This is a genomic window from Bacillus sp. CH_70 (genome assembly GCF_038007045.1).
Classification (GTDB): domain Bacteria; phylum Bacillota; class Bacilli; order Bacillales; family Bacillaceae_G; genus Bacillus_A; species Bacillus_A cereus.
In genome coordinates, this window is record NZ_JBBOWL010000001.1 from 3,947,776 (window position 1) to 3,961,572 (window position 13,797).

Genomic DNA, 13,797 nt, shown 5'->3' on the forward strand with positions numbered 1-13,797 from the left:
TGTTATCCAAAAGAATTCTCATTGTCAAACAGTACTTCTTTAAATCATTTTCTAACCTATTTCGTTTACTTGAAACGATTCAAAAACATTTCTAGTTTTTTCTAAGTCAGATGTCAGACATCTGATACTGATATCATAACATGTTTACGCTTTCTTTTTAATACATTTTCGTAGAATTTCTCATTTTCTTCACACTTCTATTGTAATCCATTCTGCAACGAAGTGCTAATTTTTTTATGATTTATTTCTTCATAACAAAAATAAAAAGTAGCTCTAAAGAGCTACTTTTTATTTTACTTCTATTGTTTCTTCTTTATGTTCATGCAATTCGCCTTTTCTTACATGTACTTTCACTTTGTAAGCACCGTTCTCTTTGAAAGTATGTTTCGTTTCATACTCTCCTTTATTTCCTTCTTTCGCCGGAATAAATTCGTGTTTTTCAACACCATCTTTCCAAATCTCTAGTTGTACTTCAGCACCAGTTAATGCTTCTTCTTTTTGCTTTAAATGAACTTTCATTGTAGATTCAGCATTTGCCTTTATGTCTCCAGCCATAAGATGGATCATTGTGTCACTTTTATGATCTCCATGTCCTGCACTGTGGTCACTATTTTCTTTTTTCGCATCTTCTACTTTCGCATTTCCTACAGCAACTTTATGTTCTGGCATAACGTGCATATCACGTGCATTTGTATGAGGAATAATATGATATACTCCGTCAGTTTCAAATGTTTTCTCTACTGCATAAACACCTTTTCCTTTATGCTTACCATCTAACATCTCGTGCTTCTCGTCGCCATCTTTCCAAATTTCAAACTTTACATCATCGGCATCGGTTACTCTTTCTTTTCCTTGTGTAACAAGTGCTTGTACTTCTGTTTTTTCACCAGGTTTAATTTCTTTCGGATTCGTTTGAATTGCTACGTTTACACTTTCAAGTTTCTTTTCTTTTTTCGGTTCTTCTTTGTTTGTATTACAGCCAGCCAACGCTAGCATCGCGATAAATAAAGTTATAATCAGTTTTTTCATCATCATTTCCTCCTTTATACTCTATTTAGTATAGAGGAAATACATTGTAATATTCCAGTCTTCTGCTGAAAACAATATACGAAATGTTTGTGAAGTTTCTGTGAAGCGGTCTTCCCCTCTTAATCTATGAAAAAAAGAGCATAGTAACTATGCTCTCGGATGAAACTGTTTATATACATCTTTTAATCTAGTTTTTGAAACGTGCGTATAGATTTGAGTCGTTGAAATATCTGCATGTCCAAGCATTTCTTGTACAGCACGTAAATCTGCTCCATTTTCTAATAAGTGCGTAGCAAACGAGTGACGCAACGTATGAGGTGTAAGCTCTTTTTCAATATTTGCTTCTTTCGCTAATCGTTTTAATATTTTCCAAAATCCTTGTCTTGATAATCGATTACCATGATGGTTTAAAAAGAGTGCATCTACTACTTTTTTCCCCATTAATTCTCTTCTTCCTTTTTCAATATACTTTTGAATCGCTTCCGTTGCTAAACTTCCTAGTGGAATAATTCTTTCTTTATTCCCTTTCCCTATGCAACGAACAAATCCCATCGTTAAATGTACATCTTCTAAATTGAGTGCAATCAATTCTGAAACACGAAGTCCTGTCGCATACAGTAACTCTAGCATCGCCTTATCACGAATCCCAAAAGCACTTGTCATTTTTGGTGTTTGAAGTAACGCCTCTACTTCATCAACTGATAATACTTTTGGTAATTTCCGTTCCCCTTGCGGCGTTTCAATATGTACGGATGGGTCGTGTTCTACCGCTCGTTCACGAAGTAAAAATTGGTGGAACGAACGAATTGATGCGATATGACGCGCCAATGTTTTCGAAGATTTTCCGTTCTCTTTTAAATACTGCAAAAAGTTAACAATGTGTAAACGGGTCACTTCATGAAAAGTTTTCGTCTGTTCCACATTTTGCAAATACTTTACGTAGCTTTTTAAATCCCGTTCATAAGATACTACTGTATTCTTTGCTAATCCTTTTTCGACAACCATATAATGAATAAAATCTTTTAATTGATCTTCCACTCTACACTACTCCCCATTTTCATAGAAAAACATCATTCTATTTACGAAAGCATCCTTTGCCGGTTCTTCATTCCCTGATACTTTTTCTACAGTCTCTTCTTTAGGTTTTTCATAACGATGATAGCTTTCATATTCTTCATTTATCCATAGTATAGCGAAATAAAACAAAATCGTACAACTTGTAAATAATAAAAATACTTTTATTCCATCAAAAGTTAATTTTAAAGCTCGGCGCATTGTAAATTCCTCCAAAATATAAGTTATTACAACATATGCCAAGCTTTCACCAATTTATACCTTATTCAAATAAAAAACCTCTTCCTAGATAAATAGGAAAAGGTTATTTTTCATCCGTTTCATTTTCTTGACAGTTTTTACAAATCCCATGGAATGTTAAACGATGATCTTTCACCTTAAAGCTCCAGTCTCGTTCTACTTTCCTTTCCACTTCACCAAGTAAATCTTCTTGTATTTCTTGTACAGCACCACATTGTGTACAAATCAAATGATGGTGGAAACGCTGCGCACCTTCTTGGCGTAAGTCATAGCGTGAAACACCGTCTCCGAAGTTAATCTTATCGACAACTTTTAACTCAGATAATAGTTCTAAAGTTCGATAGACGGTTGCTAATCCGATCTCTGGCGACTTTTCTTTTACAAGGAGGTAAACATCTTCTGCGCTTAAATGATCTTCTTCATTTTCTAGCAGCACACGAACTGTTGCTTCACGTTGCGGTGTTAATTTGTAGCTCGCTGCATGTAATTGCTTCTTAATTCGTTCAATTCTTTCTTCCATTCGGTACTACTCCCTCCTCGCCACTCTTACACCATTATATCAGAAGAAGGGCTTCTGTCAAAAGAAAAAACAATAAAAACAAATTGATAATTATTCTCAAAAAGTATTTATTTTTTATTAATAGCCTCAACGACTTCTTTCATTAAAACTGGTGATGCGTAAGCCTCCACACTAGAAGCAAGTGCTAACACCACTCCAATTACGAGAAAGAAGCATGTATAACGGATTAATAATGGTAATAGTGGCTCGGTTATTTTTCTAATAAATTGATGCCTAATCATCCGTAAAGAAAAACTTGCAGCAATAGTTGTCATAACGAGAAAGACTGGAATGATAATTAAATTTTGTGGCAAAACAGATACAAATGCTAATAATAGTCCATTCCATCCATGCTGACTTACTAAAAAACCAACTGTAAATCCAACGACAACTCCTTTTACAAATAATAAAATAAAAATAAGTGGTAATCCAATAATTGAAATCCCTAAAATCCAAATAAATCCGATGTATTTTAATTGCGAAAAGTAACTTTCTCGAAACATTTCGCCCGCAATGGCAAATTCTCCTTTAGAGACTTGTCCAAAAAAACGTTGTAAATAAAATGATAAATCTTGTTTTTGATTGATTTGTAAACTATTCACCAGAATGGCTCCGAATATTACTCCCATCAATAATAAAACAGCGTTAAATATATATAATGAAGAGTTTTCCTGTATGTGAGACATTACACGGTCTTGCCAATTTTTTCGCCACATTTTTCTTCCCTCCGTTCACACTCTTATTAAAAATGTATGAAAGAAAGAAAAAAGTATGACGAATTAACATTGAAATTCCGCTCTACTTTGCTAAACTAAAAAGTAGAGAATAGGAGGGATTTCTCTTGAAACCATTATTATTAGATTTTCCAACATTATTTCAAACTGAACGCTTGCAAGTTCGTAAACCATTTCCAGGTGATGGTGCAGAAGTATATGAAGCAATCCAAGCTTCTCTAGAAGACTTAGTACCGTGGATACCAATTAACGCTGAAACAGAAGAGAGTGCTGAAGAAATTGTTCGCGAAGCTCACGGACAGTTTTTACTTCGGGAAACACTTGATTTTCACTTATACGATAAAGTATCTGGTACATTCATCGGAGCAATTACACTAAAGCCTGAAAACTGGGATATTCCAAAGTTTTCACTTCACTTCTGGCTACATAGTGCCTATACAAAACAAGGCTATATGACCGAAGCTGTTAAAGGTGCAATTCAGTTCGCCTTTGATAAACTAGGCGCTAGAAGGATTGAAATTCGTACTGATGCAACAAATATAAATGCATGTAGCTTAGCAGAACGTCTAGAATTCATTCTAGAAGGTACAATGGAAAATGATTTCCTAGCACCAGATGGTAGCTTACGTGATGCACGTGTATATGCAAAAATCAATTAAAAAACACTCGCCTTTGGCGAGTGTTTATTTTTGTAGTTGTAAATATTGTACTGCAAACATCGTCTTCGCATCATGAATACGAAGATCTTTCATAAGAGTAATCGCTTCTTCTAACGATACTTCCATTAATTCCACAAACTCATCTTCGTCTAACTCAGCTTTATTTTCTTTTCTTGTCAAACCTGTCGCTTTATATACATATAAAATTTCATCTGCGAATCCTGGAGATGTATAGAAAGAAGTAATGAGCTCCATATTTTCACATACATATCCTGTTTCCTCTTCTAATTCACGAACTGCTGTTACCTCAGGTTTTTCACCAGGTTCTAACTTGCCAGCCGGAATTTCTATAATCGCCTTTTCAAGTGCTTTACGATACTGCTCAACAAGCACAATTTTCCCCTCATCAGTAATAGCAATAATAGCAACTGCACCAGGGTGATTTACAATTTCACGTTTACTCATTGCTCCATTTGGTAATACTACATCATCAACACGAACTTTTATAACTCTACCATCAAAAATTGGCTCAGTTTTTACTGTTCTCTCTGCAAGATTACTCATACTACTTCATCTCCCTGTTCTATTTCCTATTCTTTCCTCATACATTTTACCACATTGAAAGGAGCGTGATAGAAATGAAAGTTTATATTTTACCAAATCGCGTCACTTTAGTCGGAAAAGCATGGCAAATTCGCCATAAGCTAAAGCAATATAGCAAAGAGTATACAACTGTACAAGAGTGGATTACAGCAAATAAAGTGAAACATTAATCATGCTTTTACGGGCAGTTAATGCGAAGCGGAAAGTAAACGTTTGTCAACCTCTTTTCCCTCTCGTACAATAAAGGTAAGGAGGTTGACCTATGAAAAAACGTCAATTAGGAAACTCAGATTTGTTTGTTACAGAAATGGGCCTTGGCTGTATGTCTCTCGGTACATCTGAAACAGAAGCTATGCATATTATCGATGAAGCGATCGATTTAGGAATTAATTTTTTTGATACAGCAGATTTATATGATTACGGATTAAATGAAGAATTTGTTGGAAAAGCCTTGAAGGGAAGAAGAGACCAAATTGTACTTACAACGAAGGTTGGAAATCGTTGGACAGAAGAAAAAAATGGCTGGTCTTGGGATCCTTCTAAAGCTTACATAAAGACTGAAGTAAAGGAAAGTTTACGTAGACTTCAAACTGATTATATTGACCTTTACCAACTTCATGGCGGAACAATTGAAGATCCAATAGATGAAACAATTGAAGCTTTTGAAGAATTGAAAAAGGAAGGTATTATTCGCCATTACGGTATTTCTTCTATACGCCCAAATGTCGTTCGTGAATATGCAAAACGCTCAAACATCGTTAGTGTACTAATGGAATATAACCTTTTAAATCGTCGTCCAGAAGAATGGTTCCCCCTTCTAAATGAACACCAAATTAGCGTCATTGCCCGCGGGCCACTTGCAAAAGGAATTTTAACTGATAATAATGCAAGAAAGATAGAAAGAGTAAAGGGAAAGGATTATCTCTCTTATTCTTACGATGAATTACATGCAACTCTAGCAAGTGTAAAAGAAATGATTGGAGAACGCTCTTTAACAGGAACAGCTATTCAATATTGCTTACATAATAAGACTGTTGCAGCTGTTATACCTGGTGCAAGCTCTCTTCAACAATTACAGGAAAATATACGAGCTAGTCAACAGTTACCTTTAACGAAAGAAGAATATATACAACTTCAAAAGATTGTTAAATATGACACATATGCTTTGCATCGTTAAAAATATCGAATTACCGATAAAACAGAAGACTGTCTCCAGTATTAGGAGACAGTCTTTTTTATAACGTATCATATTTATCAGGATTCGTTCCTACATGTAAATCACGATTCAACGTGTTAATTTGACGTATTTCTTCTTCAGTTAGTGCAAAATCAAAAATAGTAAAGTTTTCTTTAATACGAGATGGTGTAACAGATTTAGGAATTGTAACAATCCCGCTTTGAATATCCCACCTTAATATAACTTGTGCAGGTGTTTTTTCATATTTGTTAGCAATAGCCTGAATGATTGGATGCTGGAATACTTCTCCGCCCCTCATTAACGGACTCCATGCTTCCATTTGAATTTGCTCATCTTGACAATAATTGCACAACTCAAATTGCGTCAACATCGGATGAAGTTCCACTTGGTTTACCATCGGCTTCACTTTGCAATTTGGTAATAATAGTTCTAAATGATGTTTATGAAAATTAGAAACACCAATCGCACGCACTTTACCTTCTTCATACAATTTCTCTAAAGCTCGGTACGTATCAACATACTTCCCTCTTACCGGCCAATGTATTAAATATAAATCTACATAGTCCATTTGTAATTTTTTTAAACTCTTTTCAAACGCCTCGAGTGTCTCCTCATATCCTTGATCGTCGTTCCATACTTTTGTTGTAATAAATAGGTCTTCTCTTGGAATTCCTGATTCACGTATCGCCTCTCCGACACCGCTTTCATTTTCATATACAGTCGCTGTATCAATCGAACGGTATCCAACCTCTAACGCTGTTTTTACTGCTTGTTTTACTTCGTCTCCTTCTTTTGCTTTATATACGCCTAGACCAATCATCGGCATTTTCACGCCATTATGAAGTGTAGTTGTTGGAATATGCACAGTCGTCTCCCTTTCATTGTTACATTATTTATAAGCCACAACTTTATTTCAACAATATTCATCCAAAAAGTCAAAACATACGTACAGTTTACATAACACTTTTATATAGCTAAAAAATAACGTGAACTCATTCATTCACGTTATTTTCTCTCCATTCTTTCGCTTTTTTATCCACATTGCGCACAAACTCATTTTTCCCTTCCGTATATAACGTGCCATCATATGTATACTTTTCGGCTAATTCTTTCTTTAAGGTTGCATATGCCTCTGCTTCTTCACAATGAGCCATCATATAATCACGAAACGCTAAATGCCTTACTATCTCTGGATTTCCTTTTTCAAACACGTGTAAATGATACGAACGTTTTTCCTCAGTTCCATGAATAAAATATCGGCGTCTTGAAATACCATTTTCCCCTTTTACGATGTAACCAAGCTCTATAAATCGTTCATTCCACCCATCTACTCTTTCGATATTTTCTACTTCCATGATCATATCAATAATAGGTTTAGCTGCCAGTCCGGGCACTGACGTACTTCCAATATGATGCATTTTCACCGTTTCTGGCATCGCTGATTTTAATCTTTCAGCCTCCATTTGAAATTTTTCAATCCAATGGTTTTCATGCGGAACAACGACAATTTTTCTCATTCTAACTCCCCTTTTCTTACAAGCTCGTCAAAAAATGATCAGTGGTATTTCACTGATCATTTTTTTATTATTTAAAGTCTTTCCAAGTAAGGTTACTTTCACTTAGCAGTTCTTCAAATGATTTATTCTTTTCACGTTCTTTTTGTTCTTGGCGCTTTCTTTCCAGTTCAGCTACCTCTTTTTCCTCTTCTCTCACTTGCAACTCTTTCTTCTTACTCTTTAATTGTTGCATGAGTGAATCATTTAATTGATCGCCTAATGTAAGTGTTTCTTTCTTTGGTTGATTCACTTGCGATTGTCTTTGCATTTGTCTTTGTTTCTTTTTCTTCATGCTACTCACCTTTTACTTTTTTCTCCATTATAGTAGATACACGATGAAATCGACAATAAAAAAGGGTCTTTACTCTATTATTCACTTTTTGTAAATATGTTAATTTTTCGAAAAGACTAAATTTTTATGTAGCTATAATCCTATGAATCTATTAAAATTATGTCGTATGATGTCAGATTATAAAAAGAGGAGAATTATATTATGTGGAAAAAAATTATTCCTGCCGTTGCTGTTTTAAGCACTATTACTTTTTCAAGCGTATTTGCCGCTCCCCCATCTCAGAATCCAGCTGAACAAAACCGCTACATAGACGTACAAATGCTTGGTATTAATGATCTCCATGGACAACTAGATACTGTTAAAAAAATCAATAATAAAGAAGCTGGTGGCGCTGATTACTTAGCTACTTATTTAAAAGAACGTAAAAAACAAAACCCTAATACACTTCTCGTACATGCTGGTGATATCGTCGGAGCTAGTCCACCAGTTTCAGCATTATTACAAGATGAACCGACGATTGAATTTTTAAATGATTTAAAATTTGATGTTGGTACAATCGGGAACCATGAATTTGATGAAGGCATTGATGAAATGAAACGCCTCATTTACGGTGGATATCATGAAAAAACAGGGAATTTCAAAGGGGCTAACTTCCCCTATGTAGCTGCTAACTTCTATAACAAATCAACTGGCCGCTTATTTTTACCACCATTTACTGTAAAAATGGTAGATGGTGTTCCTGTTGGATTCATTGGTGTTGTTACAACTGATACACCAAATGTTGTTATGCCTACGATGCTTAAAAATGTACAAATTACTGATGAAGTAGAAGCAATTAATAAATCAACACAACAATTAAAACGCCTCGGCGTTAAATCGATCGTCGTTCTTGCTCATGTCGGTGGAACAACCGATGAGTCTGGGGTAACAAATGGCGATCTTACTCGAATTGCAAATGAAACAGACCCAGAAGTTGATGTTATTTTCGGTGGACATAGTCATACGTATGTAAATGGTACAGTAAATAATAAACTAATTGTCCAAGCAAATTCATACGGAACGGCTTTCTCAGACGTGGATGTAACAATTGATCGTAAAACAAAGGATATTGTAAAGAAAAAAGCTGAAGTTGTTACAACGTATCATGAAGGTGTAGAACCTGATAAACAAGTAAAGAAAAAACTAGATCAATATAAAGAAAAAATCGCACCACTTGTAAATGAAGTGGTCGGAAAATCTACAGCACCTATCGACCGTAAACAAAATGATGCTGGTGAGTCCACTCTTGGAAATTTAGTTGCCGATGCTCAGCGTCAAACGATGCAAACTCAAATCGCCCTCATGAATCCTGGTGGCATTCGTAATGACTTAGATGCTGGTGATATTACGTGGGGTGAGTTATATGGCATTCAACCTTTTGGAAATCAATTGATTAAAGTAGATTTAACAGGTCAAGACATTCGCGATATTTTAAATCAGCAATGGCAAAAAGGAACAACAAGAATGCTTCAAATTTCAGGTATTCAATATACGTGGGATGCAAATAAACCAAACGGTGAAAAAGTTACAAATATACGTTTAACAAACGGAGAAGAATTATCTCCATCTAAAACGTATAGCGTAGTTGCAAATGCCTTCTTAGCTTCTGGCGGTGACGGATTCGTATCATTTAAAAATGGTAAAAATGCAGAAACTGGTCCAAACGACTTTGAAGCGTTAGTCGATTACGTAAAACAATTAAAAGAACCAATTCAGCCAGTTATTGATGGAAGAATTCAAAAAGTAAATTAAGTGTTTCTCTAATAATAAATTTTATTTTTCACGCCATAAAGGATTTGTACTGATCCTCTATTTTATACGTAATATACATCATAAAAAGGATACTCGTTCTTCCAATGAACATAGTATCCTTTTCTTTAGTTATCAAAATGTGATGTTTTGTCAACTTCATATTGCTGTAAAAATTGTTGCAACGCCTCTTCTACAAGTTTAGACTTTTGAATTCCTTTCGATTCTGATATAAGGTCCAATCTTGCTAATATTTCTGTATTAATAGAAAAGGTTCGTCTCTTTTTCTCTGTACTCTTACTCATAATTGGTGCAATTACTTCGCCTCTTTTTCTTAGTAACTCATAAATGCTTTGTAATTGCTCGTAAATTAATAATTGATAATCTGTTTTCTCATATTGAAGGGCGGTCGCTTCTTGGAGTTGTAAGTGACGTGGTTCTTCTCCATCTCCTACAAAAATACGTTTCTTCTGCTCTCCATCATATTCGTATCCAATCAATCTTAATTTCTTCGATAATGTATACGGGCTTATTTCAAGACGTTTTGCTATAATAGCGATGGATTCACGTCTGTTTAAACCATCTATAATTTCTCCAATCGTCACAATTTCCCTCCTCCCGTGTTGAAATGACACTAGTATGGTATGTTACAATGATTTTCTAACAGTATATGCAAAATGAATAGCCTGTGCGATTCATACGATTTCACAAAAGGAGGTTTTCAATATGCTTTTTCGTAGCTACACCCCTCAGTTCTATAACGAAAACAAACAACTCATTCCTAATAGTATCGCTACGATAGAAAGCGTTATGATAAATAATCGAAAACAAACTCTCCTTATGCGTGGACAAAACGTAGAGCAACCTATTTTATTATGCTGTCACGGCGGACCTGGGATGGCACAAATCGGATTTATTCGCCATTTTCAAAAAGAATTAGAGAAGCAATTTATTGTTATTAATTGGGATCAGCGCGGGGCTGGTAAATCCTTTTCAATGAAAGATTTCGGAGCAAATTTCACAATTGAACAATTCGTTTCCGATGCAAAAGAAGTGATTCAATATGTACTTAAAAGGTTCAACAAACAAAAACTATTTCTCGCTGGTCATTCTTGGGGAAGTATTATTGGGCTTAACATAGCACATCAATATCCAAAGTATATCGAGGCTTACATCGGTATTGGGCAAATTGTACATATGAAACAAAATGAAGAATTGCTATATCAACATTTAATTCATTCTGCAAAAAAACATGATCATAAAAAAGCATTAGCTTCCCTTTTAAAATTAGGCAAACCACCATTTTTAGATACGAGACGTCTCATTATTCAAAGAAAGTGGCTTGGCACATTTGGAGGCGCAATCCAAAACGGATCTTCCTTTTCTTTCATACGAAAAGGTCTCTTTTCTCCTGAGTATACGCTATTAGATTGGTTCAAGTTTCTCGCAGGAAATTTAAAATCTGGCGTTTTATGGGAAGAAATGCTGACAATCGATTTCTTTTCTTCTATCTCAAGTTTATCTATTCCAGTTTATTTTTGTTCTGGTCGCTATGATTATCAAACTCCTTATGCACTCGTTCAGGAATATTGCGATCTTATTGAAGCGCCTATAAAAAAGATGATTTGGTTCCCAAATTCAGCACATTCTCCTGATTTAGAAGAACCAGAATTATTCGCTAATTCTTTGCAATCAATTAAACAAGAGCTAGCTTTTCAGCATTAGTAACAAAAGGCTCTTTTACATTTCATAGAAAACATTTTATAATAATATGTCGCAAGTATGTATAAACATCGCAAAATATTTCATATTTACTTGTCTTAACAGAATAAAAATTTAGGGAGATTACATTTATTATGAACGCTGTACTCGTCGCAGTAGCAATTATGCTATTGCTTAGTTTGTTACGTGTCCAGGTCATTGTCGCCATCATTGTTGGAGCTTTAACAGGCGGAATTATCGGCGGACTCGGTATTTCAGAAACGATTAACACTTTTACAACTGGTCTTGGAAACAGTGCTCCAATCGCTTTAAGTTATGCAATGCTTGGTGGTTTCGCTATTTCCCTTTCCAAAACAGGACTTCCAGATGCTATGATTCAAACTGCATTAAAATGGATTGGCAATGAACAAGACACGAAAAAACAAGTTTATTCTAAAATACTTATTTTATTCATTATTTTAACGATGGCTTGTTTCTCACAAAATGTGATTCCTGTTCACATTGCTTTCATCCCCATCTTAATTCCAGCACTTTTAAAAGTATTAAATGAGCTGAAAGTGGATCGCAGACTTGTCACATGTATTATTACATTTGGATTGATTACTCCTTATATGTGGATCCCTGCAGGATTCGGAAAAATTTATCATGACGTATTACAAACCAACGCTGCGCAAAGCGGCCTTACATTTGATGTCACACTTATTCCAAAAGCAATGACTATTCCAGCAATTGGTATGATTATTGGATTATGTGTAGCGGTATTCATTACGTACCGAAAACCTCGTACGTATGAAACAGAACAAATTCATACTACCGAAAATGAAATCGTTCCCTATACAAAACGTAGCATTACTTTCGGGTTATTATCTATCATTGCTACATTAACTGTTCAATTAACAACAGAATCAATGATTTTTGGTGCTTTAGCAGGTATTATCGTCTTATCGGTTAGTGGCAGTCTACCACTTAAAGAAGCAGATGCGATATTAACAAGCGGAATGCGTATGATGTCCTTTATTGGCTTTGTTATGATTGCTGCCGCTGGATTCGGCGCTGTTCTTCGAAAAACAGGACATGTTGAATCTCTGGTGCAAACGAGTGCACATATAATCGGAAATAATAAACCACTCGCTGCATTTCTTATGCTCGTTATTGGACTTCTCGTTACAATGGGAATTGGTTCATCCTTTTCAACGATCCCTATCTTAACAACCATTTTTGTACCTCTTTGCATTCAGCTTGGATTTAGTCCAATGGCCACAATTGCAATTATCGGTACAGCCGGAGCACTAGGTGACGCAGGATCTCCAGCATCGGATAGTACCCTTGGACCAACATCCGGTTTAAATGCTGATGGTCAGCACCATCATATATGGGATACATGTGTACCCACTTTTCTACATTACAATATACCGTTACTTATATTTGGTTTTATTGCCGCAATTACATTATAAAAAGGTGCGTATAAAACGCACCTTTTACTTTTTTATTTTTCCTTTTAATTGTTGAAAAGCTAATTTTCCATTATCTTTGACATAGCTTTCAATTGCCGGTAGTGATGAACCTATCCATTCACACTCTATGCTCCCATTAGGTCCAACAATTTTTAATTTATCTGGTATATGTATATTTAGAAATCTCGCTGACCGAATTAACTCAATAGCAATCTGATCACTTGAGGTTACAATTCCATCTATATACGGATTGTTTTGCAATAATGTAATAAATTGTTTATTTGTATACCCTTGTACACATTCTTCTCGATAAGAGATTCCTTCATCCCAAACAGCGTCTAAAAACCCTGCTATATAATCTTCCATTTCTTCACTTTCTTCTCCCTCACCGAAATATGCAAGAAAGTGACACCCTTTCTCTTTTAATAAAGAAACAGCTCTCTGTCCACTTTCATAATAATTTCCATGTGATTGTTGCTCATCGATCACAACAAACGGAAATGGAATTTCTCCTACACTTTTAAAAACTGCTCTCGTCAAAATAACACCTGCAATGTTATTTTGCTTCAGCATATGTATGTATCTATCTTTATTCTCTATATTACAAATAATGATTTGATAGCCTTCTTTATATGCTATTTCCTCAATACAATGTAGCAAAGTGATGTTTGATTGGTTACATAAATTATCTACAAGTAATGCAATTATCGTTGAATTCTCTTTAAATAGTGGCTTCGCTGCACTGTTTGGCCTATAACGTAATTCTTCAATTGCTTCCTTTACTTGTTTTACTGTGTCCTCATGAACGTATCCTTTTTCATTAATAACTCGTGAAACGGTTGCGACTGAAACACCTGCCAATTTTGCAACATCACGTATAGTTGCCACA

Annotated in this window: 17 protein-coding genes; 6 read left to right on the top strand and 11 right to left on the bottom strand. The window is 35.2% G+C overall.

The window, feature by feature from the left end; genetic code table 11:
* Positions 1-288 precede the first annotated feature (288 nt).
* From N2V79_RS20040 to spoIIM, 5 genes are all read right to left on the bottom strand, one after another.
* Positions 289-1,032 (bottom strand): FixH family protein, encoded by a 744-nt coding sequence (locus tag N2V79_RS20040; protein WP_002101286.1) that lies wholly within the window; start codon positions 1,030-1,032, stop codon positions 289-291.
* Between the two features lie 144 nt (positions 1,033-1,176).
* Complete coding sequence (xerD, locus tag N2V79_RS20045; protein WP_000390088.1) at positions 1,177-2,067, bottom strand: site-specific tyrosine recombinase XerD; 891 nt, start codon at positions 2,065-2,067, stop codon at positions 1,177-1,179.
* 6 nt (positions 2,068-2,073) lie between these two features.
* Positions 2,074-2,304 (bottom strand): YqzK family protein, encoded by a 231-nt coding sequence (locus N2V79_RS20050; RefSeq protein ID WP_001250432.1) that lies wholly within the window; start codon positions 2,302-2,304, stop codon positions 2,074-2,076.
* A gap of 103 nt (positions 2,305-2,407) precedes the next feature.
* Positions 2,408-2,863 carry a ferric iron uptake transcriptional regulator gene (gene fur / locus N2V79_RS20055; protein ID WP_000392657.1) on the bottom strand — a complete coding sequence of 152 codons (456 nt, stop codon included), beginning with the start codon at positions 2,861-2,863 and terminating at the stop codon, positions 2,408-2,410.
* A 107-nt stretch (positions 2,864-2,970) separates the two neighbouring features.
* A complete protein-coding gene (spoIIM, locus tag N2V79_RS20060) occupies positions 2,971-3,588 on the bottom strand; it encodes a stage II sporulation protein M (protein ID WP_013142149.1) in 618 nt (205 codons plus the stop codon).
* A 155-nt stretch (positions 3,589-3,743) separates the two neighbouring features.
* Here spoIIM and N2V79_RS20065 point away from each other — a divergent pair, with 155 nt between their 5' ends.
* Positions 3,744-4,295 (top strand): GNAT family N-acetyltransferase, encoded by a 552-nt coding sequence (locus N2V79_RS20065; RefSeq protein WP_000803479.1) that lies wholly within the window; start codon positions 3,744-3,746, stop codon positions 4,293-4,295.
* Positions 4,296-4,319: 24 nt separating this feature from the next.
* Here N2V79_RS20065 and N2V79_RS20070 read toward each other — a convergent pair whose 3' ends face one another.
* Positions 4,320-4,859, bottom strand: coding sequence for an NUDIX hydrolase (locus N2V79_RS20070; RefSeq protein ID WP_000067042.1), 540 nt, complete (start codon positions 4,857-4,859; stop codon positions 4,320-4,322).
* Positions 4,860-4,933: 74 nt separating this feature from the next.
* On the opposite strand from N2V79_RS20070, the gene mciZ reads away from it, so the two are divergent.
* Together mciZ and N2V79_RS20080 are read left to right on the top strand one after the other, a co-directional pair.
* On the top strand, positions 4,934-5,068 hold the full coding sequence (gene mciZ, locus N2V79_RS20075; RefSeq protein WP_000870302.1) for a Z-ring formation inhibitor MciZ: 135 nt from the start codon (positions 4,934-4,936) through the stop codon (positions 5,066-5,068).
* A gap of 92 nt (positions 5,069-5,160) precedes the next feature.
* A complete protein-coding gene (locus tag N2V79_RS20080) occupies positions 5,161-6,075 on the top strand; it encodes an aldo/keto reductase (RefSeq protein WP_088022435.1) in 915 nt (304 codons plus the stop codon).
* 58 nt (positions 6,076-6,133) lie between these two features.
* Here N2V79_RS20080 and N2V79_RS20085 read toward each other — a convergent pair whose 3' ends face one another.
* From N2V79_RS20085 to N2V79_RS20095, 3 genes are all read right to left on the bottom strand, one after another.
* Positions 6,134-6,961 (bottom strand): aldo/keto reductase, encoded by an 828-nt coding sequence (locus N2V79_RS20085; RefSeq protein ID WP_088022433.1) that lies wholly within the window; start codon positions 6,959-6,961, stop codon positions 6,134-6,136.
* A 127-nt stretch (positions 6,962-7,088) separates the two neighbouring features.
* Positions 7,089-7,613 (bottom strand): GrpB family protein, encoded by a 525-nt coding sequence (locus N2V79_RS20090; RefSeq protein WP_001227176.1) that lies wholly within the window; start codon positions 7,611-7,613, stop codon positions 7,089-7,091.
* Positions 7,614-7,680: 67 nt separating this feature from the next.
* Positions 7,681-7,944 (bottom strand): YqkE family protein, encoded by a 264-nt coding sequence (locus tag N2V79_RS20095; RefSeq protein WP_144465044.1) that lies wholly within the window; start codon positions 7,942-7,944, stop codon positions 7,681-7,683.
* A gap of 201 nt (positions 7,945-8,145) precedes the next feature.
* Here N2V79_RS20095 and N2V79_RS20100 point away from each other — a divergent pair, with 201 nt between their 5' ends.
* Positions 8,146-9,735 (top strand): bifunctional metallophosphatase/5'-nucleotidase, encoded by a 1,590-nt coding sequence (locus N2V79_RS20100; RefSeq protein WP_000265555.1) that lies wholly within the window; start codon positions 8,146-8,148, stop codon positions 9,733-9,735.
* 125 nt (positions 9,736-9,860) lie between these two features.
* Here the strand turns inward: N2V79_RS20100 and N2V79_RS20105 are convergent, their stop codons facing one another.
* Complete coding sequence (locus N2V79_RS20105) at positions 9,861-10,337, bottom strand: ribbon-helix-helix domain-containing protein (protein WP_000151933.1); 477 nt, start codon at positions 10,335-10,337, stop codon at positions 9,861-9,863.
* A gap of 121 nt (positions 10,338-10,458) precedes the next feature.
* Here N2V79_RS20105 and N2V79_RS20110 point away from each other — a divergent pair, with 121 nt between their 5' ends.
* Both N2V79_RS20110 and N2V79_RS20115 read left to right on the top strand, forming a co-directional pair.
* The gene (locus tag N2V79_RS20110) at positions 10,459-11,457 is read left to right on the top strand and encodes an alpha/beta fold hydrolase (RefSeq protein WP_340720182.1); all 999 of its coding nucleotides are present in this window, start codon (positions 10,459-10,461) and stop codon (positions 11,455-11,457) included.
* A gap of 131 nt (positions 11,458-11,588) precedes the next feature.
* The gene (locus N2V79_RS20115; RefSeq protein ID WP_000994810.1) at positions 11,589-12,908 is read left to right on the top strand and encodes a Na+/H+ antiporter family protein; all 1,320 of its coding nucleotides are present in this window, start codon (positions 11,589-11,591) and stop codon (positions 12,906-12,908) included.
* A 24-nt stretch (positions 12,909-12,932) separates the two neighbouring features.
* Here N2V79_RS20115 and N2V79_RS20120 read toward each other — a convergent pair whose 3' ends face one another.
* Positions 12,933-13,796 carry a LacI family DNA-binding transcriptional regulator gene (locus N2V79_RS20120; protein ID WP_000201347.1) on the bottom strand — a complete coding sequence of 288 codons (864 nt, stop codon included), beginning with the start codon at positions 13,794-13,796 and terminating at the stop codon, positions 12,933-12,935.
* Between the last annotated feature and the right edge of the window lies 1 nt (position 13,797).